Genomic DNA, 25,755 nt, shown 5'->3' on the forward strand with positions numbered 1-25,755 from the left:
CATGAGCACAAGCATCGACCTGAACTGCGACATGGGCGAAAGCTACGGCGCCTGGAGCATGGGCAACGACGCCGCGGTGCTGGCTTTCGTCAGCTCGGCCAACATCGCCTGCGGTTTCCACGGCGGCGATCCCGCCATCATGCGCAAGACCGTGGCCGCCGCCCTCAAGCAGGGCGTGGCGCTGGGCGCGCATCCCAGCCTGCAGGACCTGGTGGGCTTCGGCCGCCGCGCGATCCCGATCACGCCGGACGAAGCCTACGACATCACGGTCTACCAGATCGGCGCGCTGGCCGGCGTGGCCGCCTCGCAAGGCGCGCGGCTGCACCACGTCAAGGCGCACGGCGCGCTCTACAACATGGCCGCCAAGGACGAAGGCCTGGCGCGCGCCATCTGCCAGGCGGTCAAGGATGTGGATGCCACGCTGCTGCTTTACGGGCTGGCGGGCAGCAAGTTGATCGACGCCGCGCGCGCCATCGGGCTGGCCGCGGCCAACGAGGTCTTCGCCGACCGCTCCTACCAGGACGACGGCTCGCTCACGCCACGCACCCGCGCCGGCGCCATGATCGAGGACGTCGACCAGGCCGTGGCGCAGGTGGTGCGCATGGTCCGGGAGGGCAAGGTGCGCTCGGTCGACGGCAAGGACGTGCCGGTGCAGGCCGACACGCTCTGTATCCACGGCGACCAGCCCAACGCGCTGGTGTTCGCGCGCGCCATCCGCGAGGCGCTGGAACGGGCCGGCATCGCCGTGCGCACGCCGTCCGCGCGCGCCTGACGCCGCCATTCGCGGGCGACGGGCGGCACTGTTTCGATGACGCAGCAAGGACGCGCCGGCGCCTCGGGCGCCGGACGCGGTCCCGCGGTTACGCGCGGCCGTAGCGCGGCGCGGGTTCCTCGGCGTCCTGCAGCGAGGCCTCATGGTAGGCCCGCAGGATACCCGGCAGCACATCCAGCACGTAGCCGCGGGTCAGTTCCGCGGCGCGGTCGAAATCGCGGCTGGCGAGCGCCTGCGTGATGCCCTGCGTATAGGTCTGCAGCCTGTTCGATTCCATGGTCTGCCGCGCCAGCAGGTAGCGCAGCGGCTCGACCTGTTCGTACAGCTTGGTCAGCACCTCGGCCAGCGGGGCGTTGCCGGTGAAGCGGGCGCCGGCCAGGTAGAACTCGCGCAGCGCCGCGATATAGGCGCGCACGTCGCGCTTGGCCATGGCGGCGGCGATCGCCTCGTCATAGGCGCGCAGTTCGGCCACCAGCGGCGAAATGTCGTCGATCTCGGCGACCTGGCGGATGCAATAGGCTTCCAGCTCCGCGCGCAGCTTGTACAGGTGGCGGATCTGGGTTTCGGAATACAGGGTGACCCGGAAGCCTTTGCGCTGGACATGCGTCACCAGGCCGCTCAGTTCCAGCAGACGCAGCGCTTCCCGGATGGGACTGCGGCTGGTGCCGAAACGCTGCTCCAGTTCCTGTTCCCGCAATGGCTGCCCGGGCCTGATAGTGCCATCCACTATCAACTCACGAATCTGTTCCTGTAGGAAGTACGGAATCGTGGCGGGCGCTTTGACGTCCAATCGGCTCCCCTTGTACTGCTGATGCAAGTATTGCGACAGCGACAAGATACTAGAAATTTATTGAAACACAAATAGGAAAATTGTTGCAGGAATGAGGTCCGGCGCGAACCTCAATGCCAGTCGTCGCGGTACACGAACTTCGGCATCTGCCAATTGAAGCGCAGGGCCAGCAGGCGCAGCGTCAAGCCGACCGCCAGCGCGATGGGCACGGCAGCGTTGGCCGGCAGGCCCAGGGCCTGCGCGCCCAGGTACAGCGCCCCGGTCACCACCGACACGCTGGCGTACAGCTCCTTGCGGAACAGCAGCGGCACCTCGTTGCAGAGCACGTCGCGCAGCACCCCGCCGGCGCAGCCGGTGATCATGCCGCTGATCAGCACCACCGTGATCGGCAGTTGCATCAGTTGCGCGACCTGGCAGCCGATGACCGTGAACGCCACCAGGCCGAGCGCGTCCGCCAGCAGGAAGACGCTGCGCAGGCGCCGCATGACCGGCGCGATCAGGGCGGTCAGCAGCGCCGCGCCCGCCGTCATCCACAGGTATTCGGGATGGACCACCCAGGTCAGCGGATAGTGCCCCAGCAGCACGTCGCGCAGCGAGCCGCCGCCCAGCGCGGTGACGCAGGCGATGATGCAGACGCCCATCCAGTCCATGTCGCGCCGGCCGGCCGACAGCGCCGCGGTCATGGCTTCGGCCACGATGGCGACCAGGTAGAGCGTGTGCAGCAGGGCGGGCGAAAGGTCGTAGAACATGGAACGGCAAGGGATGGGGACGAAACCCGCGGGCGCGACGGCTTCCCGGCACGGGCGACAGGCCCCATTGTATTGACACGGCATCGCCCCCCGCCATTGCCGCCGCCCCCCATCCTCCCTTACGCTGGAAGTGCGTTGATATCGGTCAAGCCCCTGTCCGCGCCCTGGCGGGACAATGGAGGTGTGCCCGCAAGGGCGATATCGGCCGGCCGGCGGGCTAGCGGGAGCCACCGGCCCGGCCCCATCTCGGGAGAAACGTATGTCGCAACAACCTGGCCCCATCCTACTGGCCACGGATCTCAGCGCGCGGGGTGATCGCGCCCTGGATCGCGCGCTGCAACTGGCCAAGGAACTCGATACCAAGCTGGTCGTGCTGCACGTCATGGAAAACCACGGCGTGTCGGCGCGCCTGACCACGCCGGTCTGGCGCCGGCTGGCCGCCGACCACAAGGCGGTGGCCGAGCGCGAACTGGCCGAGGACCTGGCCAACGCCGGCGTGGCCACCGAAGTGGTAGTGGTCACGGGCGATCCCCTGGTCCGCATCATGGAAACCGCCGACAGCTTCGGCTGCTCGCTGATCATCGCCGGCATCGCGCGCGACGAGACGCTGGGCCGCCTGCTGCTGGGCACCACGGTGGAAAAACTGGTGCGCCAGGCGCGCCAGCCGGTGCTGGTGGTCAAGAACCGTCCGCGCAAGCCGTACCGCGACGTGCTGGTCGCCACCGACTTCTCGGCCGGTTCGCGCCAGGCGCTGCGCGCCGCGCTGCAACTGGTGCCCAACGCCGACCTGACGCTGTTCCATGCCTATGACGTGCCGTTCCAGGGCAAGAACGTGCCGGACGACGCCGTGACCCGCAGCTTCTACCACGCGGCCGAGCAGAGTTCGCGCGAGTTCATCGCCGAAACGCCGGAACTGGCCAACGTGGCGCCGCCCAAGGTCGTGATGGAATGCGGCCAGCCGGAAACGGTGCTGTCGGAATATTCCTTCAACCATCGTTCCGACCTGGTCGTCACCGGCACCCATGGCCGCACCGGCCTGTTGCGCACGGCCATCGGCAGCGTTGCCGAACGGCTGCTCGAAGCGCTGCCCAGCGACGTGCTGATCGTGCGCCTGGCCGGCGAGGAGTGACGCGCCGCGCTGACGCCGGGGCCCCCGGGCCCCGGCGTCAGGCGTCGCCGTCCTGCATCATGGCTTCGATGCGGCCGCGCAGCAGGTGCAGCAGCACCAGGCCCGGCAGCGCGATCACCACCGTCACCAGGAAGAACCCGGGCCACCCCAGGTGCTCGACCAGCGGCGGCGTCAAGGGTCCGGCCAGGTAGGTGCGACCCACCGCCGACAGCGCGGACAGCAGCGCGAACTGCGTGGCCGAGAAGCGCTGGCGGCACAGGGCCATCAAGAGCCCGACGAACGCCGCCGTGCCCAGGCCGCCGCACAGGTTTTCCAGCCCGACCGCGGCGCCCATGAGCCAGATGCTCTTGGGGCTGACCGCGATCACCCAGTAGCCCAGGTTGGACACCGCCTGCAGCAGCCCGAACACCATCAGCGACCGGTACAGCGTCCAGCGCGACATGACGAGGCCGCCGGCAAGGGCGCCGACGACGGTCGCGGCCATGCCCATGACCTTGTTGACCGCGCCCACCTCGGTAGGGGTATAGCCCGCGCCGCGGATCAGGAACGTGGTCGAAAGCGCGCCGGCAAAGGCGTCGCCCAGCTTGTACAGCACGATCAGCAACAGCACCGCCAACGCGCCGCGCCGGGTGAAGAATTCCTGCAGGGGCGCCGACACGGCCTCGCCCAGGCTGCGCGGCGGCTTGGCCACGTGCTCCGGCTCGGGCGCCCACAGTGTCGCCAGCGCGCACAGCAGCATCAGGCCGCCCATCACCACATAGGTATTGCCCCAGCCGATCCACTGGTCGGCCAGGATCAGCGCCAGCCCGCCCGAGACGATCATCGCCACCCGGTAGCCCATGACCTTGATGGCCGCGCCCGCGCCGCGCTCTTCCTTGCGCAGCACGTCGGTGCAATAGGCATCGAAGGCGATGTCCTGGGTGGCCGACAGGAAGGCCACCAGCACCGCCAGCAGGGCCAGCGCCTGCAAGGCCGACGACGGCGACAGCGTGCCCATGACCATGATCGCCAGCCCCAGCAGCACCTGCGTCACCAGCATCCAGCCGCGGCGCCGGCCCAGCAGCGGCGGCGCATAGCGGTCCACCAGTGGCGCCCACAGGAACTTGAGCGTGTAGGCGGTGCCCACCAGGGTCAGGAAACCGATCTGCTGCAAGGGCACGCCGGCCACCGTGGCCCACGCCTGCAGGGTGCCGCTGGTCAGGGCCAGCGGCAATCCGCTGGCGAACCCCAGGACCAGCAGGGGCGCGACGCGGGGACTGGTGTAGACGTTGGATACAGCGGTAATGACGGTCTCCTGAAACGGGCCGGCCGGGCGCACGGACGGGCGCGGCGGGCTTGCGGCATTTTAGGCGCTGGCGCCCGGGCCGTCAGCCGGCGTTTCAGAATGTCAGGGCGAGGCGAAGCGGTACACCGCCAGGGTGCTGCGCCAGCTGGGGAAGGTCTTGATCTCGCGCCCTTCGTTGAAAGTGGCGCGCTCCAGGATGCGCAGGCCCAGCTCGCCGGCCAGCTGTTCGAAGTCGCGCAGCGTGCACAGGTGGATGTTGGGCGTGTTGTACCACTGGTAGGGCATCTGGCCCGTCACCGGCATGCGCCCGCGCAGGATGGCCCAGCCGTGCGGCCAGTAGCCGAAGTTGGGAAACGACACCACGCCGTGGCGCGCCACCCGCGCCATCTCGCGCAGGATGTGCTCGGTGCGGTGCATGGACTGCAGCGTCTGCGACAGCACCACGGTGTCGAACTGCTTGTCGTCGAACAGGGCCAGGCCGTCTTCCAGGTTCTGCTGGATCACCTCGACCCCGCGCCGCACGCAGGCGATGACGCAGGTGTCGTCCAGCTCGACGCCCGCGCCGCGCACCTGGCGGTGATCGCGCAGGTGCGCCAGCAGCGCGCCGTCGCCGCAACCCAGGTCCAGCACCCGGCTGCCGGGTTCGATCCAGCTGGCGATGCGCGCCAGGTCGGGGCGCAGCGTATTGACGGCGGGACGGGGAGTCACGGGATTCATGCGGAGCGTCCTTCGGTCTGAGCGGCGTCGGTCAGTCCCAATTCGCGGGCGATGCGCTCGTAATAGCCGCGAACCACGGCATGGTAGCGCGCGTCGTCCAGCAGGAAGGCATCGTGCCCGTGCGGCGCGTCGATCTCGGCGTAGGTGACGGGGCTGGAATTCTTGAGCAGGGCCCGCACGATCTCGCGCGAGCGTTCCGGCGGGAAGCGCCAGTCGGTGGTGAACGACACCAGCAGGAAATCCGCCTGGGCCGGCGCCAGCGCGCGCGCCAGGTCGCCGCCGGTCTTGCGCGCCGGATCGAAATAATCCAGCGCGCGCGTGATCAGCAGGTAGGTATTGGCGTCGAAATAGCGGGTGAACTTCTCGCCCTGGTAACGCAGGTACGACTCGACCTCGAACTCGACGTCGTAGCCGTAGCGGTAGGCGCCGTTGGCGGCCGGTTCGCGCTGGGCGCGGCCGAATTTCTCGGCCATGTCGTCGTCGGACAGGTAGGTGATGTGGCCGATCATGCGCGCCACCGACAGGCCGCGGCGCGGCACGGTTTCCTGCGCGTAGTAGTCGCCGCCATGGAAATCCGGATCGGTGATGATGGCGCGCCGCGCCACTTCGTTGAAGCCGATGTTCTGCGCCGACAGGCGCGGCGTGCTGGCGATGACCACGCAGTGGGCCACGCGCTCGGGCAGCGTGATGGCCCAGCTCAGGGCCTGCATGCCGCCCAGCGAACCGCCCATCACGGCGGCGAAGCGCTCGATGCCGAAGTGGTCCGCGACCCGCGCCTGCGCCTGCACCCAGTCCTCCACCGTCAGCACCGGGAAGGCGGCGCCCCAGGGCTTGCCGGTCTCGGGGTTGATGCTGGCCGGGCCGGTCGAACCGAAGCACGAGCCCAGGTTGTTGACGCCAATGACGAAGAACACGTTGGTGTCGACCGGCTTGCCGGGGCCCACCATGTTGTCCCACCAGCCGACGTCGCTGGGGCTGTCCGCGGCCTGGCCCGCCACGTGGTGCGAGGCGTTCAGGGCGTGGCAGATCAGCACCGCATTGCTGCGCGTGGCGTTGAGCGTGCCATAGGTCTCGACCGCCAGCTCGTAGCTGGCCAGCGACTGGCCGCTGAGCAACGGCAGCGGCTCGTCGAAACGCAGGAAAACGGGAGCAACCAGTCCGACGGAACCGGGATCAGCGGCATCGGACTGCGTGAGGGTGGCGGCGGGCAGGGTCGCGAGCGCGGCACTGGCCGAATCACCGGCCAAATTCTGGGCAGGAGTGGTCATACGGACCTCTTTAGCTGGATTTATTGGAAGGCGCCCGCAAGCGGATCAGGCAAATCGGCGCCGAAAATTGGATAGTGCGGCAGGAATTCTAGCACTGCTGGTGGCGGGGACGGCAAGCGGCCGGGAACGGCCATGGCCGTCAGCGCCGTGATCGCGGGAAGGCCCGCATCGGAATGCCAGCCCCCTTCCCCGCCGGCCGCATCCTCCCGCTCCGAGGCGGCAGGCGCCTCAGGCCCCCGCCTCCCAGGGCTCGTGCCCCAGGTATTCGTAGCGTTCGGTATTGACGCGCGAGATGCGCCATTCCACCGGCTGGCGGTTGTACGAATAGGCCACGCGCCGGATCTCCAGCAGCGCCGCGCCCTCGGCCACGCCCAGCCAGCGCGCATGGGCGCGGTCCGCCAGGCAGGTGCGCAGGCGTTCGTCGGTGGCGATGACGTTGACGCCGAACACGTCCTGGTACAGCGCATACAGCGTGCTGGCGCGCTCGCGCAGGTGCGCCTCGGTCATGCCCGGAAAGCGCGATTCCGGCAGACAGATGTCATCGACCATGACCACGTCGCCGTTCAGCGACAGCATGTTGAGGAACTCGAACACGTAGGCGCCGGCCGCCAGCCCCAGCTTCTCGCGCGCCTCGGCCGAGGCCTTGACGCGGCGAAAGCGCAGCAGCTCGGTGGCCGGATACGACTTGTGGCCGTCCTGGCGCAGGATGCGGAAGAACTTGAAGAAGTGGTGGTTGCGGGTGTGCACCGCGACGTAGGTGCCGCGGCCCTGGTGGCGCACCAGGATGTTTTCGGCCGCCAGTTCGTCGATCGCCTTGCGCAAGGTGCCGATCGACACGCCGAAGCGCTCGGCCAGGTTCTTTTCCGGCGGAATCGCCTCGCCCTGCTTCCATTCGCCTTGGGCCAGCGCGGCAAGCACGGCCTGCTTGACCTGCTCGTACAAGGGACTGCCCAAAGGCACAGTCGATGACAGGCTGGTGTTCATGGGTGCATCGCAATAAATCCGGGGCTCCAGTGTAGCGGCGCGAGGCGCCTCTCCTCAAGTCATACAATTCATATATATGATTTAGTTGACATGCTGAAAAACGAGCCATAAGATTTGCCGGACGTTGTGATCCGAAGCGCCCGCGGCACTCCGCCGTGGCGCTCACCCAGGAGGGAAAGACGATGATTCACGCCGTATTGCACGATGCCAAGGACACGGTGGCGGTCGCCGTGGTGGAAGGCCTGACCGCCGGAACGGAACTCAATGCCTGGATCATGGACGAGGACAAGATCATCCATGTGCGGGCCGCGCAGGACATTCCCATCGGCCACAAGGTCGCGATGAAGGACATGGCCGTGGGCGACACGGTCTACAAGTACGGCGTGGACATCGGCCGCGTGGTCGCGCCGATCCAGGCCGGCCAGCACGCCCACGTGCACAACATCAAGACCAAGCGCTGGTAAGCCGATCCTTCGCCCACACAGGAAACCATCATGTCCGTCATCAATGCTCAGACCACCTTCCAGGGCTACCGCCGCGACAACGGCCGGGTCGGCGTGCGCAACCACGTCATCGTGCTGCCCGTGGACGACATCTCCAATGCGGCGGCCGAGGCCGTCGCCAACAACATCAAGGGCACGCTGGCCCTGCCCCACCCCTACGGCCGCCTGCAATTCGGCGAAGACCTGGAACTGCACTTCCGCACCCTCATCGGCACCGGCTGCAACCCGAACGTGGCGGCGGTGGTGGTGATCGGCATCGAGGAAGGCTGGACCAAGCGCGTGGTCGACGGCATCGCCGCCACCGGCAAGCCGGTCATGGGCTTCAGCATCGAACTGCATGGCGACCACGACACCATCATGCGGGCCTCGCGCTGCGCCAAGGAATTCGTGCATTACGCCACCGCGCTCACCCGCAGCACGTGTCCCATCTCCGATCTGTGGGTCTCGACCAAGTGCGGCGAGTCCGACACCACCTCGGGCTGTGGCGCCAACCCCACCGTGGGCAACGCCTTCGACAAGCTCTACGCGCTGGGCTCGACGCTGGTGTTCGGCGAGACCTCGGAACTGACCGGCGGCGAGCACATCGTGGCCGAGCGCTGCGCCAACGACGCCGTGCGCGAACGCTTCATGTTCATGTTCGACCGCTACCAGGCCATGATCGACCGCTGGAAGACCAGCGACCTGTCCGAATCGCAACCCACCAAGGGCAACATCGCCGGCGGCCTGACCACCATCGAGGAAAAGGCGCTGGGCAACATCCAGAAGATCGGCAAGCAGTGCCGCGTCGACGGCGTGATCGACAAGGCCGAGATTCCCGATGGCCCGGGCCTGTGGTTCATGGACTCGTCCTCGGCCGCGGCAGAGATGGTGACGCTGTGCGCGGCCTCGGGCTACGCGGTGCATTTCTTTCCCACCGGCCAGGGCAACGTCATCGGCAACCCGATCCTGCCGGTCATCAAGATCTGCGCCAACCCGCGCACGGTGCGCACCATGTCGGAGCACATCGACGTCGACACCAGCGGCCTGCTGCAGCGCGAGATCGACCTGAACCAGGCCGGCGACAAGCTGCTCGAGTGCATGCTGGCCACCGCCAACGGCCGCTGGACCGCGGCCGAGGCCCTGGGCCACCGCGAGTTCGTCCTGACCCGTATCTTCGAAAGCGCCTGACGGCGCCCCGATGCGGCGCGCCGGCCGTCCGCGCCATCGCGCGGGCGGGAGCGACGCGGCGGCGGCCCTGTCGCCGCCGCGTCGCCGCCCCACCGCAAACCGCAGTCCTTGCAACACCTCGCTCTCGCGCAGCACCCGCAGTCCCTCGCAGCACACGCAAAAAATGCATGCAGACCCGGGCGCAAGCCGCCACGGCAGCACAGGCGCAAGCATTCCTACCCGGGCGCCAACCCCCAAGGAGGAAGACCGATGAACCGCGAGCAACACCCCCCCATCGACGACGCGCAACGCCGGCGCGTGCTCGGCGCGCTGGGCGCCGCAGGCCTCTGTGCGCTGGCGCCGTGGCAGCAGGCGCTGGCGCAGAAGGGCAACTGGCCCGATCGCCCCATCAACTACGTCGTGCCCTTCCCGCCCGGCGGCCTGACCGACGTGGCCGCCCGCCAGGTGGGCAAGGCGCTTGGCGACGCCGAACGCTGGAACGTGGTCGTGGAAAACAAGCCCGGCGGCAGCGCCAACATCGGCGCGGCGCATGTTTCGCACGCCGCGCCGGATGGCTACACGTGGCTGGCCATCACCCTGTCGCATGCCGCCAACGCCACCTTGTTCGCCGGCAAGGCCGGCTACGACCTGACCCGCGACCTGGCGCCAGTGGCCGGCCTGGCGTCCTCGCCCATCATGGTGGTGGTCAATGCCAAGAGCCCCATCAAGAGCATGGCCGACCTGGCCCGCGCGGCCGCCGCCAAGCCGCTGGCGGCCGGCTCCAGCGGCAACGGCACACCGCCGCACCTGACGCTGGCGCTGTACCAGAAGCTGACCGGCACGCCGCTGATGCACGTGCCCTACAAGGGCGGCGCGCCGTCGCTGACCGACCTCATCGGCGGCCACCTGGACGTGGTGTTCTCGAACTATCCCGAGTCGCTGTCGCACGTGAAGAACGGCTCGCTGCGGGCGCTGGCCATCACGACCCGGGATCGCAGCCGGGACCTGCCCGACGTGCCCACCGTGGCGCAGGCCGGCCTGCCGGACCTGATCGTGGAGAATTTCACCGGCGTCATGGCGCCCGCCAACACGCCGCCGGCGCTGGTGCAGCGCATCGGCGATGCCATCGTCAAGCAGATTTCGCAGCCCGCCATGCAGCAGGCCCTGCAACAACTGGGCTTCGTGCCGCAGCCGCGCGGGCCGGCGGAATTCGGCAGCTATCTGCGATCCGAGGTCGACCGCTGGGCCAGGATCATCCGCGACGCCAACATCCAGATCGCCTGACGCCGGAGCCGCCATGCACGTGCTTATCTCGGAATTCATGGACGCGCCCGCGGTCGACGCGCTGCGCCAGCGCTTCGACGTGCGCTACGCCCCCGACCTGGTGGAGCAGCGCGACGCCCTGCTGCAGGCGGCCGGCCAGGCCGACGCCCTCATCGTGCGCAACCGCAGCCAGGTGGATGCGGCGCTGCTGGCGGCCGCGCCGCGGCTGCGGGCGGTCGGCCGGCTGGGCGTAGGGCTGGACAACATCGACCTGCCCGGCTGCGCGGCGCGCGGCATCCAGGTGGTGCCGGCCACCGGTGCCAATGCGCGCGCGGTGGCCGAATACGTCATCGGCACGCTGCTGGCGCTGCTGCGCGGCGCCTATGCCGCCAGCGCCGAGGTGGCGGGCGGACAGTGGCCGCGCGCGGCCTTGTCGCAAGGCCTGGAGGCGCACGGCCGCACCCTGGGCGTGGTGGGGTTCGGCGGCATCGGCCAGTTGACCGCGCGGCTCGCGGCCGGGCTGGGCATGCGCATCGTCGCCTGCGACGCCGCCTTGCCGGCAGATCATCCCGCCTGGGCCGAAACCGGCGCCACGCGGCTGGACCTGGACGACCTGCTGGCCCAGGCCGACGCCGTCACCCTGCATGTGCCGCTGACCTCCGGTACCCGCCACCTGCTGGACGCCGCCCGCATCGCCCGCATGCGGCCGGGCGCGGTGCTGATCAACACGTCGCGCGGCGGCATCGTCGACGAAACCGCGTTGGCGGTGGCGTTGCGTGGCGGCCACCTGGGCGGCGCGGCGCTGGACGTGTTCGAACAGGAACCGCTGCCCGCCGGCGGCCCGCTGGCCGGCGCGCCTAACCTGATCCTGACCCCGCACATCGCCGGCCTGACGCGGGAAGCCAACACCCGCGTTTCCGACATGGTGGCCGCCGGTGTGACAATAGCGCTTACCGGCGGTGCCCGATGAAGCGCGGCGCGCCTCCCTGACAGGAAGGATATGGCTCACATCTATCTGGACGAACTCCAACACCTGGCCGCGGCCAGCCTGGCCGCCGCGGGCGCCAACCCGGCCATGGCCGACAGCACCGCCCGCGCGCTGGTCTTCGCCGAAAGCCAGGGGCTCAGTTCCCACGGCCTGTCGCGCGTGCCGTTCTACGCCGGCCACCTGCGCACCGGCCGCGCCCTCGGCGCCGCCGTGCCGCGCATCCTGCACGAGCGCGGCGGCGCGGCGCTGATCGATGCCGGTTCGGGCCTGGCATTTCCCGCCTGCGCGCTGGCGGTCGAGGAAGCCACCCGCCGCGCCCGTGAACATGGCGTAGCCTTCATCGGCGTGGCCAACAGCCACCACTTCGGCGAGGCCGGCTATCACCTGGAAGCCCTGGCCGACGCCGGCCTGGTGGCCCTGGCGCTGAGCAACTCGCCGGCCGCCATGCCGGCGTGGGGCGGCAAGCGCCCCTTGTTCGGCACCAACCCCATCGCCGCCGTGTTCCCGCGCCGCGGCGGCGGCCGCATCGTCATCGACCTGTCCTTGTCGCAGGTGGCGCGCGGCAAGCTCATGATCGCCGCGCGCGACAACCAGCCGATCCCGCTGGGCTGGGCGCTGGATGCCGACGGCCAGCCCACTACCGATCCCAAGGCCGGCCTGGCCGGCAGCATGCTGCCGGCAGGCGGCGTCAAGGGCGCGATGCTGGCGCTGATCATCGAACTGCTGGCCTGCGCCCTGACCGGCTCGCACTTCGGCTTCGAGACCGAATCGTTCTTCGTCGACGAGGGCGGCCCGGCGCGCCTGGGCCAGGCCTTCATGGCGATAGACCCGGGCGCGCTGGCGGGCAACGAGGCCTACCTGGAGCGCGTCGAAACGCTGGTGGAGGCCATGCTGGAAGACGACGGCGTGCGCCTGCCCGGCGACCGCCGCCGCAAACTGCGCGACGAAGCGCTCAAGCACGGCGTGGAGATCCCCGAGGCGCTGATGGCGCAGTTGCGCGCCATGTCGGGCGTGGCCTGAATCCGCCGCGCCTTGCCCGCTCAACCACCGAAACCCACCGCGCCCGCCCCGACGACGGGCGCGCGCCCCGATCACATGAACCACGACGAGCTGGCCGGCCTCTATGCCGGCGGCGCCACCCGCCTGGCGCCCGACACATTGGCCGGCGCCGGGCTGGACGCCCACGCCTGCGCCTGGCTGCTCGACCCCGGTCTGCCGATGCGTCCCGACCCCGCCGCGGCATTGGTCGAGTTCGTGCCGCCGGCCATACACCGCTCGCCGGGCGGCGCGATGCTGGTGTTCGCGCGCGAACCCTGGGCCGATGCGCTATGGCTTGCAATCGCGGCCGATGGCCGGGTGGTGACGGCTGGCGAGGATGCGGCCCCGCTGTTCGTCAACACGCGAGTCGAACACTTCCTGCATTTCCTCGCGGCCCTGCAACGGTTCCAGGCCGAGGCGAGCCGCCACCATGCCGGCCCGCGCGTCTACAGCCAGTCCGAAATGCAGGCCCGGCTCGACGCCCTGCGACGCGGTGAATTCGTGCGACGGCATCAGCCTGCGGCGGGATCCGAGCCGCCATCGTTCGATCGCCCCGCCGCGCTGCGCCAGCTCGATCTGACCTGGCAGCAGCACGATGCCAAGGCGCTGCGGCGCGGCGGCTGGTGGTGCCGGATCCGCGAACAACTGCGCGACGGGCTGCTGTAACGCCGGACGCCGGCCCGCCCGCTACGTCCCCGCGTGGCTGAACCACAGCATCAACGGCGCCAGCAGCAGGAACACCACGGTCGACACCAGCACCGCGCCGGCGGCGGTATCGCCCATGTCGGTATAGCGCTTGGCATACATGTAGCTGACCACCGCGCAGGGCATGGCCATCTGCAATGTCAGCGCGCCGGCCAGCACCGGCTCCAGGTCGAGCGCCCAGACGATCGCCAGGCCCGCGGCCAGGCCGGTCGCCAGGCGCATCGCCGCCACCTTGGCGCCATCGCGCAGGCCGTTGGCCGGGATCAGCGCCAGCGCGTGGCCCAGGCTCAGCAGCATCAGCGGCACCGTCACGGCGCCCAGCATGCGGGTGGTCTCGATCAGCCAGGCCGGCACCGGAACGTTCAGCAGCCGCATCGCGACGGCCAGCACCGAAGCCAGCAGGATGGGGCTTTTCCAGCTGCCCCGGGTGTTGACGCCCGGCAGCAGCCGCACCGCGATGGTGTGCATGACAAAGGAATTGACGGCGAAGAACGCCACCGCCACCGACAGCCCGGCATCGCCGAAGGCCAGCTGCGAAATCGGCAGGCCGAGGTTGCCGGCGTTGGGCAGGAAGGCGGTCGGCAGCAGCGTGCGCACCGGCAGCCGGCCCAGCTTGAGCAGCAAGGCGCAGGCCAGCGCGCACAGCAGCAGCGCCAGCAGCGTGGCGGCGGCCACGTCGGCCAGCGCCCGATCGTCCAGGCGGGTGGTGACGAAGGTGTGGAACACCAGCGCGGGGGTGGTCACCGAGGTGACCAGGGTGGTGATGAAGGCGCCGCCGAACGGCAGGTCGCGCTTGCCCCAGAAGATGCCGATGCCCACGCACGACAACAGGGGCAACATCAGCACGATGGCCGACAAATAGAACTGCGCGATGGCCAGCATGCGTTTATTCCGTCAGAGATTCAAAGTGAGATACGTGGCGGCATCGCCGCTTGTCCGGTGGCCATCGGGGGTCGGAGCATGGGTTGTCTTTTTCCAGGCTATCAGCGCCCTATCCGTCATGTCCGCCAAACCCGCTTCCGCCATCCCGCGGGCGCCCGCCCCCGTCCGGCTTTCGCCTCGAGAATCCGCCTCGCTGCACTGGAGCGCCATCGGCAAGACCAGCTGGGAAACCGCCCGCATCCTCGACATCAGCGAAAGCACCGTCAATTTCCATCTGCGCAACGCCTGCCGCAAGCTGCAGGTGCGCGGCCGGCGCGCCGCGGTGGCCACGGCCATCCGGCGCGGACTGCTGAACACGGTCACGGCTTGACCACGACCGACCTCAGGAATTCGCGCGCCCGCTCCTCGGGCAGGCTGGCTTCGGTGCCCGCCGCCACGGCCTCGATCAGCATGGTGTCGGTCACCCACACCCGCGCGCGCAGCCAGCCGGGCTTGCCCATGGCCTTGCCCTGCACGTCGATGTCCTGCCCATAGGGCGGCCACTCGGTGGGCGGGGGCGCCTGCATGTTGACATACAGCGAGCGCATCAGCGCCATGCCCAGCGCCTGCCGCGCCACGGGATCGGCCGCGATCTCCCGCGGCAGCGGCGCCGAGCCGATGGCGAACACCGCCTCGCCCACGGTGGCGCTGGCCAGCGTGAAATCCAGCGTATGGGTATCCAGCCGCAACTGGCGGGTCTCGGTCTGCACGCGGTTCGGGAAAGCCGCCCGCACACGGCCATCGGCCACGTCGACCTCGCGCCAGTTGTAACGGGGCGAACAGGCGCTGGCCAGCAGGGCCACCACAAGAATCAGGCCGGCTTTCTTGAACATGAAACGAAACAGCGATGAAATCGTCATTACCGTAAAGACCCCACGGTCTTTTCATTTCGAGGACAGCCCCAAATTGTCGCCGATTTCCATGACCCCAGCGCCCGACGGCACGCTCCTGGCCAATCATGCCTGGCCCGCCGCCCCGAATGTGCCTTCGCCGATCGTCGGCCCGGGCACGCCCAGCATCTATCTGCTGCATGGGCTGAGCGAGCACGCCGGGCGCTATGACCGGCTGGCGCGCTGGCTGGCGGCCCGCGGCTGGACGGTGGGCGCCCATGACCACCGCGGCCATGGCCGCTCGGGAGGACGCCCCGCCACCCTGGCGCACCAGCAAGACCTGGTGACCGATGCCGTGGCCCGCCTGGCCGACTGGACCGCCGCCCAGGGCCGCCCGCCGATCCTGCTGGGCCACAGCCTGGGCGCCCTGGTGGCGGTGCGGATCGCACTGCAACGGCTGGCGCCGATCGACGCCCTGGTGCTCAGTTCGCCGCCCTTCGTGGTCAACGTCCCGCTGTGGGTGCGCCGCACCCTGACCTGGATGTCGCTGCACGCGCCCGACCTGCGGGTGCCCCATGGGCTGGCGCCGGCGCGGATCTCGCACGACCGGGCGGTGGTCAAGGCCTATCGGTCCGACCCGCTGGTGCGGCGCAGCATGACCGGCCGGCTGGCGCGCTTCGTCGATGACGGCGGACGCGATTCGCTGCGCGAAGCCCATCTGCTGCCATGCCGCACCCTGCTGATGGTGGCGGGCGACGACTCCATCGTGGCCGCCGAGGGCAGCCGCCAGTTCGCCCAGCGGGCGCCCGCCGAGCTGCTGACCTTGCGCTGGTACGACAGCGCCTGGCACGAGATTTTCAACGAAATCGCCCCCATCGCCGACCCGGTCTATGCCGACCTGGACGAGTGGCTGGCGCGCACCGCCGCGCAATTGTCCCTGTCCCCGGTATTGACTCCCTCGGCAGAGGAGGCCAGCACCCCGTAAAATCCGGCGACAGACCCCACCGAGAAGATTCCGTGACTGATACCGCCGCCCAACGCCTCTCCCGCCTGGAAGCCAACCGCTCGCTACTGGCCCAGACCCTGCGAGGCATCGAAAAAGAAGGCCTGCGCGTCGACGAGCAGGGCATCCTGGCCCGCACGCCGCACCCGGCCGGGCTCGGCTCCGCGCTGACCAACGAACACGTCACCACCGACTATTCGGAATCGCTGCTCGAACTGATCACCGGCACCCACGCCAATGTCGACGCCCTGCTGGCCGAACTGACCGCCACGCACCGCCACGTCTACAGCGTGCTGGATCATGAGCTGATCTGGAACCAGTCGATGCCGGCCACCCTGCCCGCCGAGGCCGACATTCCCATCGCCTGGTACGGCACGTCCAATACCGGCATGCTCAAGCACGTCTACCGCCGCGGCCTGGCCGAGCGCTACGGCAAGACCATGCAGTGCATCGCCGGCGTCCACTACAACTTCTCGCTGCCCGAAGCGCTGTGGTCGGTGCTCGACACCCAGCCCGGCACCGACCAGGACCGGCGTTCGCGCGGCTACATCGGCCTGATCCGCAACTTCACGCGCTATTCCTGGCTGCTGATGTACCTGTTCGGCGCCGCGCCGGCGCTGGCGCGTGATTTCCTGCGCGATGGCGAGCACGGCCTGCAGCGCCTGGGCGACCATACCCTGTACCTGCCCTACGCCACCAGCCTGCGCATGAGCGACCTGGGCTACCAGAACAAGGCGCAGTCGCAGCTCAAGCTCTGCTACAACGATCTCGACACCTTCCTCGGCCGCCTGTACGACGCGGTCACCCAGCCCTGGCCCGACTACCAGAAGCTCGGCACGCATCGCAACGGCGAATGGATCCAGCTCAACACCAACGTGCTGCAGATCGAAAACGAGTACTACTCCAGCATCCGCCCCAAGCGCGCCACCGGCCGCTGCGAACGCCCCATCACCGCGCTCGCCGAACGCGGCGTGCAGTACGTGGAAGTGCGCTGCCTGGACATCAACCCCGAATCGCCGGTGGGCATCGACGCCGACACCAGCCGTTTCGTGGATGCCTTCCTGCTGTTCTGCGCTGCCTCCGACAGCCCCTTCTTCCCCGCCAACGGCTACTGTCAGCGCAGCGCCGACAACTTTTCCACCGTGGTCAAGGAAGGCCGCAAGCCCGGCCTGCAGCTGGACCGTGAAGGCAAGGCGGTCGAGCTGGCGCAGTGGGGCCGGGAACTGCTGGACCAGATCGCGCCCTACGCCGCGCTGTACGACGCCGCGCTGGGCGGCAGCGCCTACGCCGACAGCCTGGCCGCGCAACGGGCCAAGCTGGGCCGCCCTGACGACACGCCCTCCGCGCGCCTGCTCGCGGCGCTCACCGACAGCGGCGAATCGTTCCACGACTATTCCCTGCGCCAGAGCCGCGAACATGCCCAGGCCCTGCGCGCCGAGCCCCTGCCGGCGGACCTCGCCGCCGAATACCGCCAGGCCGCGCTCGACTCCAGCGCCGAACAGCGCCGTATCGAGCAATCCGATGACGTCGATTTCGACACCTACGTCGCCCGCTACCACGCCGCGCTGAAAGCGCCTCGCAAATAAGGCGTATCGTTAAGGTTTTGGATCAGGAGGCTTGCCCCATGCGCCGCATTGCAACATTACTGCTGGCCCTGGCCGCCGGCGCGGCCGGGATCTCCTACGCCGCGCCGCCGCCCATGCAGACCGTGGAATCGGTCGACCTCAAGCGCTATGCCGGCATGTGGTACGAGATCGCCAATTTCCCGATGTTCTTCCAGCGCAACTGCGTTGGCGACACCACCGCGGAGTACACGCTGCACCCCGACGGCACCGTCGGCGTCAACAACCGCTGCCGCACCAAGGATGGCGACATCGACTCGGCCTCGGGCACCGCCACGGTGGTCGAAGGCAGCAACAACGCCAAGCTCGAGGTCTCGTTCTTCAAGCCGATCAAGGGCGACTACTGGGTCATCGGGCTGGACCCGGACTACCGCTGGGCCGTGGTCGGCACGCCCGACCGCAAATACCTGTGGATCCTGTCGCGCTCGCCGCAACTGCCCAAGGAAGACCTGGACCGCGCGCTGGCGGCCGCCACGGCGCAGGGCTACCAGCTCGACGAACTGCGCTACACGCCGCAGAAGTAACGGCGGCCTGGACTGACCCGGGGCGTGACGCCTCGCGCGCCATGGCCCTGGGGCGGAGGGCGGACTCGGCGCGCGCCACGTCCGCCCTCCTCGTCATTCGACCGCCGTCATCGCGCCGGAGCCATTCAATCCGCGTAATCGCGCGCCAATCGCACCACCGTCACGCCCGGCTTGAGCTGGCGCAGCGACGGCATCACCAGCGTGCAGCGGTCATAGGGCGACACGATCGCGCGACCGTCGGCCCAGCCGATCACCGATCCCGCCTTCTCCAGTGTCTCCAGGCCCTGCCAGGGCTGCGCGAAGCTCACGCCCATCGACGGCGCCACCACCGCGTCGGTCACTTCCAGCACGCGCTGCGCCACGGCATCCGGTTGCAGCCAGTCGGCCGGGATGTCAGCCGCGTCCATCACCTCCGACGCGACCAGCATGCGCGCCACCATGTCGCGCGCAACATCGCGCGCCGCCGGGTCGCCGTGAAAGCCGCACTCGATCAGCAGCGCGCAGGCCGTGTCGCGCGCCGGATCGCCGAACTGCGCGAAGTCGCGCATGCGCACGCCGTCCTTGTGGCCGGCATCCACGATGACATGCTGCGGCGCCTTCAAGCGTCGCGCCAACGCGATATTGCGCGGCAGCACGCCTGTCAGCAGCAGCGGCGCGCCCGGCTCGTGCATCGAATGCAGGTCCAGCAGCCAGTCGGCGCGCTCGACCCACGGCCGCAACTGGGCGGCGCGCCGGCGGTCGCTGCTGATGGGATTGTCCAGGCGCTCGGCACTCCAGACCCGGTTCATGTCCTCGTCGACGAAACGCGAGGCGTCGTGCCGCGCCAGGTCGAAACGGTCGAAGGCCGGCAGGTTGCAGAACGCCAGCGTCAGGCTGCCGCGGCGCGGCCGCAGGCCCGCCGCCAGCAGATCCTTCAGCGCCCAGGCGCCGCACAGTTCGTTGCCGTGCACCAGCGCGGACAGCATGAGGGCGCGGCCGGGCAGGCCCGAGTCGAAATGCCAGACGCCCGGCGTATCGGTATTGCCCAGGCGCTCGGCGGCGAGGTCGGGAACGGGAAGGGTGAAATCCATGAAGTGGCCTGCGTTGATGCGGTGTGGGGATCTGGATGCGCCGACGGCCGCGCTGGGCGGCCGCCGGCATGGAAACGGGTCGCGCTTATTGCGCCTCGATCTTGGCCGCCTTGACCAGCTCGCCATACTTGCGCGTCTCGGCCGCCTGCGAGGCCACCGGATCCACGCCCGGCTGCGCCAGCACGCCGCCGGCTTCCAGCATCTTGGCGCGGAACTGTTCCGACTTGAGCGTATCGGCCAGCGCCTCGCGCAGCTTGGCGGCCACCGGCTCGGGCAGGCCGGCCGGGCCGTACAGCGAGAACGTGATGCCGAGGTCGACCGCCTCGAATCCCGGCGTCTCGGCCAGCGCGGGAATCTCCGGCGCCACCGGCGAGCGCTTGGGCTGCGTCACCCCCAGCGCCACGATCTTGTCGGCGCGGACCTGCGGCAGGCCCGAGGACAGCACCAGAATGCCGAAATCCAGCTGGCCGCTCATCAGGTCGGTCACCAGCGGCGAGACGCCGCGATACGGCACGTGCTCGGCGCGCGTCTTGGTCTCCTGGTTGATCATCTCGCCGGCCAGGTGCAGCGTGGTGCCGACGCCCGACGAGCCGTAGTTGAAACTGCCCGGCGCGGTGGCGCGCAGCTTCTGCAGGTATTCGGAAGCGGTCTTCACGCCGGAATTCTTGCTGGCCGCCAACACCATGGGCTGAGAGGCGATCACGCCGAGCGCGGTGAAGTCCTTGGCGCCGTCGTACTTGACGGCGCTGTTGATCATGCGGGCGACCACCATTTCGTTGGTCGATCCCAGCAGCAGCGTGTAGCCGTCCGGCGTGGCGCGGGCCACGCGTTGCGCGCCGATGGTGCCGCCGGCCCCGCCCGCATTCTCGACCACCACGCCCTGGCCGATGCGCTTGGCCAGCTCCTCGCCGAACAGGCGCGCGGTCAGGTCGACGCTGCCGCCGGCGGGATAGCCGACGACCAGCGAAATGGGACGATCGGGGTAGCGGGCGGCAATGGCCGGGGCGGCCACGGCCAGCGTGGACGCGGCACAGAGCGCGGCCAGCGCGCCGCGCAGCGGATGCGTGATCGAAATCATGGGTTTCTCCCTGGGGTGCTGTGGTGGACGGCGGCGCCGCCTCGTTTGGAATATCGGGAGACATTCTGCGGCGCGCATCGCGCCCACTTCGTGCCAAATCAGCACATTTACGTGCTGATTTGGTTGCAAGCGGCCGCCTCGCCGGTGCCGGGCACCCTTGGCGGGCGACGCCCCCTAGGCCTTGCGATTCGCCGTGGCTTCCCAGGCGGCCTCGGCCAGGTCCGCCAGGCGCGCGCGGGAGCGGTACAGCCGCACTTCGAATGCGATCTCGTCGCTGCGCCCGCCCAGCGACACCAACGTGCCGCGGCGGCAATCGGCCGCCACCATCGACCACGGCAGCCAGGCCACGCCCAGGCCCTTGAGCGCGGCCCCATGCGCGGCATCGAGCGAATCGATGCGCACGAACGGCGTCAGCGCGTAGGGCGTGGCTTCGAGCCGGTCGCCAAGGATGCGCTCCATCGACAGGCCGCCGGCATAGGTGATAAGCGGCGCCGCCTGGCCGCCTTCACTCAACGCGTAGCGGGCGCGGCCGCGGCCGTCGGCCTGGCTGACCGGCACCAGCTTGTCGGTGCCCAGCGTCATGTAGCGATAGCGCACCGGATTCAGTTGCATCGACAGCGCCGGATGTTCGTAGCAGCACAGCAGGTCGACCTTGCCCTGCTCCAGCCGCATCGCCATGTCTTCCATCTTGCCGGTGGAGATTTCCAGCTGCGTGCCTTCGACCAGGACCTTTGGCGCGCGGTGGCGCAGCCGCGCGATCCAGTCGCCCACCACGGTGCGCGACAGGCTGCGGCCGGTGGCGATGCGCAGCACCGCCTCGCCGCCCGCGCCCGAACTGCGGATGCGATGGCGCACCAGGCCCATCTGCTCGACCACCTGGGTGGCGGTCTTGAGCAGCGCCTCGCCCTCGGCGGTCAACGTCACGGGCACGCGCTGGCGCTCCACCAGCGGCGCGCCGGCCCAGGCCTCGAGCGCGCGGATGCGGCGCCCGAAGGCGGGATGCGTGACGTGCCGCGCCTCGGCGGCGCGCACGAAACTGCCGCTCTGCGCCAGCGCGATCAGGTCTTCGAGCAGTTTCAGGTCGGCCATCGCGCGCCCGTCTCCGTCAACCCGCTCAGGCTTGCGCCAGGCCCATCATCGCCAGGGTGGCGCGGGTCAACTCGCTGGCCGGGTTTTCCAGCTCGTTCACCAGGTCGAAGTGGTTGCAATGGTCCGTGGGGATGCGCGTGGCCTGCAGGCCCGCGCCGGTCCAAGCGCGCTCGAAGGCTTCGGTCTGGTTCTTGAAACCCTGCGTCTCCAGGCCGCCGACAGCCAGCAACATGGGGCCGGCGCGCTCGGGCAGGTTGAAGATCGGGCTGTGGCGCGCCGCCTGCTCCGGTGTCAGTTGCAGCCAGGTATTGGGCAGGACGTCGCACAGCGGCCGCAGGTCGAACAGGCCGCTCAGCGCCAGCGTGCCCTTGATCACGTCGTCCGGCACGCCGTAGCGCGCCGGCCAGGCGGGCGCGGCCAGCATCGCCGCCAGATGCCCCCCGGCCGAACTGCCTCCGACGTAGATACGCTCGGGATCGACACCGTACGTCGCCGCGTTGTGGTACAGCCAGGCCAGCGCCGAGCGCATCTCGCGCACGATTTCCGGCAGCGTCGCTTCGGGCGCCAGGGTGTATTCCGGCACTGCCACCGCCGCGCCGGCCGCGTTGAAGGCCTCGGCCATCACCGGCGCGTCTTCCTTGCGCTGCGCGCGCCAGTAGCCGCCGTGGATGAACACGAACAGCGGCGCCGGGCCGCGGTTCGCCGCCGGCAGGAACAGGTCCAGCCGCTCGTCCTGGCCCATGCCGTAACGCAGGTTCAGCAGACCGGGGCGGCGCGACTTCACCGCGGCGGCCGACTCGGCATAGCGGCGCACGCAGGCGTCGAAGTCGGCCACCGACTCGCGGGCGTTGTATTGCACCTCGCGCTCGGCGATGGTGGGGAAAAAGAGATCGATGTCCGCGTCACGCATGAATGGCCTGCCTGTCTTCCTGGGAAATGATGTGTTCGATGAACTGCGCCGTCTTGCGGTAATGCGCCGCCAGCATTTCCACCGACCGCTCGACGTCGCGCGACAGCGCCGCCTCCAGCAGCTGGCGGTGTTCGTCGTCGACATTGCGTTCGGGGCCGTAGGCGGTGGCGCCGGCGCGCGCCGGGCGCCGGTAGCGCTCGGTCTGCGCGTACAGTTGCGTGGACAGGTCCAGCAGCCAGTGCGAGCGGCAGGCGCCGATCAGCGCATGGTGGAAGTCCAGATGGCGCGCCTCGAGCGATTCCTCCAGTTCCTGGCTGGGCGGCACGGCCTCGCCGGCGCGCTGCGCGGCCCGCGTCAGCGCGTGGTAGGCGCCGACCAGCCGCGCCTCCCAGGCGTCGTCGGCATTGGCCAGCGAGCGCCGCAGCGCGTCGCAGTCGATCAGGATGCGGGTTTCGCAGGCGTCCCACATTTCCTCGACCGACAGCGGCGCGATGCGAAAGCCGCGCGAGGTGGTGGTGATCACCATGCGTTCGCTACGCAGCCGGTTCAGGGCCTCGCGAATCGGGGAAAAGCTGCTGCCGTAGCGTTGCTTGAGCAATTCCAGGCGCAGCGACTGGCCCGGCGCGAACGCGCCGCTCATGATGTCGCGCCGGAGCAGGCGGTAGACCTGCTCGGACAGCGTGATTTCCTCTACCTCGGCGCTCCCGTCGGCGCCGGGCTCGTCCTGGCGGGACGCTTTGATTCTTGGCTTCAACGTGCTCTCCAGATGTCAGCTGGCGTTCGGCGGCGCGGCCGGTGGGCGCTCAGGCGGCCCATTCTACCCGCGGCGCGGCCGCCCTTACCCCCGCGCCTCGCGTGGCGAGTCGGGCAGCGGTTCGAAGTCGCCATCCAGGTCGGCGGCGCCCGCTTCGGCCAGGTCGTCGTAGCGCGCCGCCTGCAGCGGGCGCCGGTTCACCCGCAGGTCGAACACGTCGAAACGGTTGTAGTGACCCACGATGTCGTGCATCTGGCGCGGCTGGATGCAGCGCGACAGGTCGATATCGGCGTAGACGATGCCTTCGTCGTCGATCAGCGGCTCGCCGATCACGCGCCCGTCCGGCCCCAATATTCCCGAAAAGGCGCTGTTGCGGCGCGCCAGCATCTCGCGCGCCTCCGGATGGCTGGCGCTGATGGCGTCCTGGATCTCGGTGGAAATGGTCGAGCACGACACCACCGTGAACACCTTGCCCTCGAACGAATGCGCCGCCGCCCGCAGCCGGATGGCCTCGGCCATGTCGTAATCGGGCGGCGCCACCGGCAGCGAGATATAGCTGGCGACGTGCACCATCTCGCCCTGCGCCAGCAGCGAGAAGCGCGCCAGCGTGTTGGTGTTCTCGCCGCAGGCCAGGCCGCCGAGCTTGCCGACGGATGTGTCGTACACGCGCAGCGATTCGCCATCGCCATGGGCCCAGGTCAGCTTTTCGGCCCAGGTCGGCACCAGCTTGCGATGGCGGCCCAGGATGCGGCCTTCGTCGTTGATGAAGACCATGGTGTTGTAGATCGTGCCGACGCCGTAGCGGCTGCGCTCGTTCACGCCCACCACCACGTTGACGCGGTGCTGGCGCGCGGCCTGCGCAATGCGGCGGATCTCGGGCCCGGGCAGCTCGATCGCGCTCTTGCAGAGCTTTTCGAACCACGGGCTGCCCTGCACCGGGTTCATCACCCAGCTCCAGTAGGGATAGGCCGAGACGAACACCTCGGGAAAGGCCACCAGGCTGGCGCCGTTGCCGGCGGCCTCGGCGATCAGCGCGCAGGTCTTGTCGACGGTGGCGTCGGTGTCCAGGAACACGGGGGCCGCCTGGACGGCGGCGGCCTTGAAGACGGGCAGGTTCAACATGCGTGTGGCTCCTTTAGCGGTCAGATGCCGAGATAGCGTTGCGCCAGTTCGGGCTGCGCGGAAAGTTCCGCGGGCGCGCCCGACCAGGCCACGCGGCCCTTGTCGACGATGTAGTGGCGGTCCACCAGCGTCGCCATCTCGGGCAGGTTCTTGTCAATCACCAGGATGGTCTGGCCTTCGGCCTTGAGCGCCCGCAGGCAGCGCCAGATTTCCTGGCGGATCAGCGGCGCCAGCCCTTCGGTGGCTTCGTCCAGGATCAGCAGCTTGGGATTGGTCATGAGCGCGCGGCCGACCACCAGCATCTGCTGCTCGCCGCCCGACAGCGTGCGCGACGATTGCGCGCGGCGCTCCTTCAGGCGCGGGAACAGCGCGTAGACGCGCGCCAGGTCCCAGCCACCCGGCGCGGCGCGCGAGGTCGCCACCAGGTTTTCTTCCACCGTCAGCGAGCCGAACACGCGCCGCCCTTCCGGCACCAGCCCCACGCCCAGCCGCGCCACCGCGCTGGGCGCGGGCCGCGCCAGCGTCTGGCCGCGGAACTGGACCTGTCCGCCGGTGGCCGGCAGCATGCCCATCAGCGTCTTGATGGTGGTGGTCTTGCCCATGCCGTTACGGCCGATCAGCGAGATCACCTCGCCCTCGGCGGCCTCGAAGGCCATGCCGAACAGCACCTTGCTCGACCCGTAGCCGCCGGTCAGGCCCTCAACCTTCAACATGTTCTTCTCCCAGGTAGGCGGCGCGCACTTCCGGATGGCGCCGCACCTCGTCGGGCGCGCCGCTGAACACCACCTTGCCGTAGACCAGCACGCTGATGCGGTCGGCCAGCGCGAACACCGCATCCATGTCGTGTTCCACCAGCAGGATGCCGTAGTCGCCCTTCATGCCCAGCAGCAGGCGCGTCATGCGCGCGGATTCTTCCGGCCCCATGCCGGCCATGGGCTCGTCCAGCAGCAACAGGCGCGGCGAACGCGCCAGCGCCACTGCCAGTTCGAGCTGGCGCTTCTCGCCGTGCGCCAGGTCGGCGGTGCGCACGTGGCGGCGCTCCGCCAGCCCGACGTGCGTCAGCCATTGCATCGCCTGCGCCTTCAGGCCGGCATCGCGGCGCGGATCGGACCATGCGCCAAAGGCGCGGCCGCCCTTGAGCATGCTGGACAGGATCACGTTTTCCAGCGCGGTGTATTCCTGGCACAGCTCGGTGATCTGGAACGAGCGGCCCAGTCCCAGGCGGGCGCGCTCGAAGGCGCGCAGCGCCGTCACATCGCGCCCGTCCAGCTCGATGGTGCCCGAGTCCGGCCGGATCTCGCCGCAGATCTGCGCGATCAGCGTCGACTTGCCCGCGCCGTTCGGGCCGATGATGGCGTGGATCTCGCCGGCGCGCACGTCCAGGTCCACGCCGTTGGTGGCGACGACCGCGTCGAAGGCCTTGCGCAGCCCGGATAGACGCAACAGCGTCTGCATGTTCGATGCCTCATCGGGATGCCACGGAGCCGGCTCCGCC

General features: G+C 69.4%; 28 protein-coding genes and 1 riboswitch. Of the genes, 12 read left to right on the top strand and 16 right to left on the bottom strand.

Annotated features, from left to right (window positions below; genetic code table 11):
• Position 1: 1 nt before the first annotated feature.
• Positions 2 to 772, top strand: a complete 771-nt coding sequence (locus tag DK459_RS15440) for a LamB/YcsF family protein (protein ID WP_110134853.1) — start codon at positions 2 to 4, stop codon at positions 770 to 772.
• A gap of 88 nt (positions 773 to 860) precedes the next feature.
• On the opposite strand, the gene DK459_RS15445 is transcribed toward DK459_RS15440, so the two are convergent.
• Positions 861 to 1,562, bottom strand: a complete 702-nt coding sequence (locus DK459_RS15445; protein WP_024067588.1) for a GntR family transcriptional regulator — start codon at positions 1,560 to 1,562, stop codon at positions 861 to 863.
• A 110-nt stretch (positions 1,563 to 1,672) separates the two neighbouring features.
• Entirely contained in the window at positions 1,673 to 2,311 is a 639-nt protein-coding gene (locus DK459_RS15450; protein ID WP_054448547.1) for a trimeric intracellular cation channel family protein, read from the bottom strand.
• 259 nt (positions 2,312 to 2,570) lie between these two features.
• Between DK459_RS15450 and DK459_RS15455 the strand changes: the two genes are divergently transcribed.
• Positions 2,571 to 3,440: a universal stress protein gene (locus tag DK459_RS15455; RefSeq protein ID WP_006386843.1), complete on the top strand. Its 870-nt coding sequence runs from the start codon at positions 2,571 to 2,573 to the stop codon at positions 3,438 to 3,440.
• A gap of 37 nt (positions 3,441 to 3,477) precedes the next feature.
• Here the strand turns inward: DK459_RS15455 and DK459_RS15460 are convergent, their stop codons facing one another.
• The 4 genes from DK459_RS15460 to DK459_RS15475 form a co-directional block, all read right to left on the bottom strand.
• A complete protein-coding gene (locus DK459_RS15460) occupies positions 3,478 to 4,725 on the bottom strand; it encodes a muropeptide transporter (protein ID WP_047993099.1) in 1,248 nt (415 codons plus the stop codon).
• A gap of 102 nt (positions 4,726 to 4,827) precedes the next feature.
• On the bottom strand, positions 4,828 to 5,442 hold the full coding sequence (metW, locus tag DK459_RS15465) for a methionine biosynthesis protein MetW (protein WP_006386841.1): 615 nt from the start codon (positions 5,440 to 5,442) through the stop codon (positions 4,828 to 4,830).
• Positions 5,439 to 6,710 carry a homoserine O-acetyltransferase gene (locus DK459_RS15470; RefSeq protein ID WP_020925391.1) on the bottom strand — a complete coding sequence of 424 codons (1,272 nt, stop codon included), beginning with the start codon at positions 6,708 to 6,710 and terminating at the stop codon, positions 5,439 to 5,441. Before DK459_RS15470 ends, metW begins: the two co-directional genes overlap by 4 nt.
• Positions 6,700 to 6,781: riboswitch (SAM riboswitch) on the bottom strand. It overlaps the preceding gene by 11 nt.
• 157 nt (positions 6,782 to 6,938) lie before the next feature.
• Positions 6,939 to 7,694, bottom strand: coding sequence for a GntR family transcriptional regulator (locus DK459_RS15475; RefSeq protein WP_024067586.1), 756 nt, complete (start codon positions 7,692 to 7,694; stop codon positions 6,939 to 6,941).
• Positions 7,695 to 7,876: 182 nt separating this feature from the next.
• Between DK459_RS15475 and DK459_RS15480 the strand changes: the two genes are divergently transcribed.
• The 6 genes from DK459_RS15480 (at position 7,877) to DK459_RS15505 (ending at position 13,298) form a co-directional block, all read left to right on the top strand.
• Positions 7,877 to 8,158 (top strand): UxaA family hydrolase, encoded by a 282-nt coding sequence (locus DK459_RS15480; RefSeq protein ID WP_006386838.1) that lies wholly within the window; start codon positions 7,877 to 7,879, stop codon positions 8,156 to 8,158.
• 30 nt (positions 8,159 to 8,188) lie between these two features.
• A complete protein-coding gene (locus DK459_RS15485) occupies positions 8,189 to 9,364 on the top strand; it encodes a UxaA family hydrolase (RefSeq protein ID WP_006386837.1) in 1,176 nt (391 codons plus the stop codon).
• 249 nt (positions 9,365 to 9,613) lie between these two features.
• Positions 9,614 to 10,627 (top strand): tripartite tricarboxylate transporter substrate binding protein, encoded by a 1,014-nt coding sequence (locus DK459_RS15490; RefSeq protein WP_024067585.1) that lies wholly within the window; start codon positions 9,614 to 9,616, stop codon positions 10,625 to 10,627.
• 13 nt (positions 10,628 to 10,640) lie between these two features.
• Complete coding sequence (locus DK459_RS15495) at positions 10,641 to 11,576, top strand: hydroxyacid dehydrogenase (RefSeq protein WP_054499537.1); 936 nt, start codon at positions 10,641 to 10,643, stop codon at positions 11,574 to 11,576.
• Positions 11,577 to 11,606: 30 nt separating this feature from the next.
• Positions 11,607 to 12,614, top strand: coding sequence for an Ldh family oxidoreductase (locus DK459_RS15500; protein WP_006386835.1), 1,008 nt, complete (start codon positions 11,607 to 11,609; stop codon positions 12,612 to 12,614).
• 75 nt (positions 12,615 to 12,689) lie between these two features.
• Complete coding sequence (locus tag DK459_RS15505) at positions 12,690 to 13,298, top strand: SUKH-4 family immunity protein (RefSeq protein ID WP_054499536.1); 609 nt, start codon at positions 12,690 to 12,692, stop codon at positions 13,296 to 13,298.
• A 21-nt stretch (positions 13,299 to 13,319) separates the two neighbouring features.
• On the opposite strand, the gene DK459_RS15510 is transcribed toward DK459_RS15505, so the two are convergent.
• Positions 13,320 to 14,219, bottom strand: coding sequence for an AEC family transporter (locus tag DK459_RS15510; RefSeq protein WP_006386833.1), 900 nt, complete (start codon positions 14,217 to 14,219; stop codon positions 13,320 to 13,322).
• 118 nt (positions 14,220 to 14,337) lie between these two features.
• On the opposite strand from DK459_RS15510, the gene DK459_RS31135 reads away from it, so the two are divergent.
• Complete coding sequence (locus DK459_RS31135; RefSeq protein ID WP_006386832.1) at positions 14,338 to 14,589, top strand: helix-turn-helix domain-containing protein; 252 nt, start codon at positions 14,338 to 14,340, stop codon at positions 14,587 to 14,589.
• On the opposite strand, the gene DK459_RS15520 is transcribed toward DK459_RS31135, so the two are convergent.
• Entirely contained in the window at positions 14,579 to 15,118 is a 540-nt protein-coding gene (locus tag DK459_RS15520; protein ID WP_006386831.1) for a hypothetical protein, read from the bottom strand. The genes DK459_RS31135 and DK459_RS15520 overlap by 11 nt on opposite strands.
• 61 nt (positions 15,119 to 15,179) lie before the next feature.
• Here DK459_RS15520 and DK459_RS15525 point away from each other — a divergent pair, with 61 nt between their 5' ends.
• From DK459_RS15525 to DK459_RS15535, 3 genes are read left to right on the top strand one after another with little or no spacing between them, the layout of a single operon-like run.
• Complete coding sequence (locus DK459_RS15525) at positions 15,180 to 16,073, top strand: alpha/beta hydrolase (protein WP_054499535.1); 894 nt, start codon at positions 15,180 to 15,182, stop codon at positions 16,071 to 16,073.
• Between the two features lie 32 nt (positions 16,074 to 16,105).
• Positions 16,106 to 17,677, top strand: coding sequence for a glutamate--cysteine ligase (gene gshA, locus DK459_RS15530; protein ID WP_054439335.1), 1,572 nt, complete (start codon positions 16,106 to 16,108; stop codon positions 17,675 to 17,677).
• 38 nt (positions 17,678 to 17,715) lie between these two features.
• Positions 17,716 to 18,237 (top strand): lipocalin family protein, encoded by a 522-nt coding sequence (locus DK459_RS15535; protein ID WP_006386828.1) that lies wholly within the window; start codon positions 17,716 to 17,718, stop codon positions 18,235 to 18,237.
• 125 nt (positions 18,238 to 18,362) lie between these two features.
• On the opposite strand, the gene DK459_RS15540 is transcribed toward DK459_RS15535, so the two are convergent.
• From DK459_RS15540 to DK459_RS15575, 8 genes are all read right to left on the bottom strand, one after another.
• Positions 18,363 to 19,307, bottom strand: coding sequence for a succinylglutamate desuccinylase/aspartoacylase family protein (locus DK459_RS15540; protein ID WP_054499534.1), 945 nt, complete (start codon positions 19,305 to 19,307; stop codon positions 18,363 to 18,365).
• An 85-nt stretch (positions 19,308 to 19,392) separates the two neighbouring features.
• Positions 19,393 to 20,385 (bottom strand): tripartite tricarboxylate transporter substrate binding protein, encoded by a 993-nt coding sequence (locus DK459_RS15545; RefSeq protein ID WP_110134854.1) that lies wholly within the window; start codon positions 20,383 to 20,385, stop codon positions 19,393 to 19,395.
• A 174-nt stretch (positions 20,386 to 20,559) separates the two neighbouring features.
• Positions 20,560 to 21,474 carry a LysR family transcriptional regulator gene (locus DK459_RS15550; protein ID WP_006386825.1) on the bottom strand — a complete coding sequence of 305 codons (915 nt, stop codon included), beginning with the start codon at positions 21,472 to 21,474 and terminating at the stop codon, positions 20,560 to 20,562.
• Positions 21,475 to 21,499: 25 nt separating this feature from the next.
• Positions 21,500 to 22,384, bottom strand: a complete 885-nt coding sequence (locus DK459_RS15555) for an alpha/beta hydrolase (RefSeq protein WP_006386824.1) — start codon at positions 22,382 to 22,384, stop codon at positions 21,500 to 21,502.
• A complete protein-coding gene (locus DK459_RS15560; RefSeq protein ID WP_006386821.1) occupies positions 22,377 to 23,138 on the bottom strand; it encodes a GntR family transcriptional regulator in 762 nt (253 codons plus the stop codon). The genes DK459_RS15555 and DK459_RS15560 overlap by 8 nt, the downstream gene beginning before the upstream one ends.
• 84 nt (positions 23,139 to 23,222) lie before the next feature.
• Positions 23,223 to 24,260 (bottom strand): carbon-nitrogen hydrolase family protein, encoded by a 1,038-nt coding sequence (locus DK459_RS15565; RefSeq protein ID WP_054443760.1) that lies wholly within the window; start codon positions 24,258 to 24,260, stop codon positions 23,223 to 23,225.
• Between the two features lie 20 nt (positions 24,261 to 24,280).
• Positions 24,281 to 24,973, bottom strand: coding sequence for an ABC transporter ATP-binding protein (locus tag DK459_RS15570; protein ID WP_006386818.1), 693 nt, complete (start codon positions 24,971 to 24,973; stop codon positions 24,281 to 24,283).
• Complete coding sequence (locus DK459_RS15575) at positions 24,960 to 25,715, bottom strand: ABC transporter ATP-binding protein (protein WP_006386817.1); 756 nt, start codon at positions 25,713 to 25,715, stop codon at positions 24,960 to 24,962. Before DK459_RS15575 ends, DK459_RS15570 begins: the two co-directional genes overlap by 14 nt.
• Between the last annotated feature and the right edge of the window lie 40 nt (positions 25,716 to 25,755).

The organism is Achromobacter sp. RW408 (assembly GCF_003184165.1).
In the GTDB taxonomy this organism is placed as follows: Bacteria; Pseudomonadota; Gammaproteobacteria; order Burkholderiales; family Burkholderiaceae_B; genus Achromobacter; species Achromobacter xylosoxidans.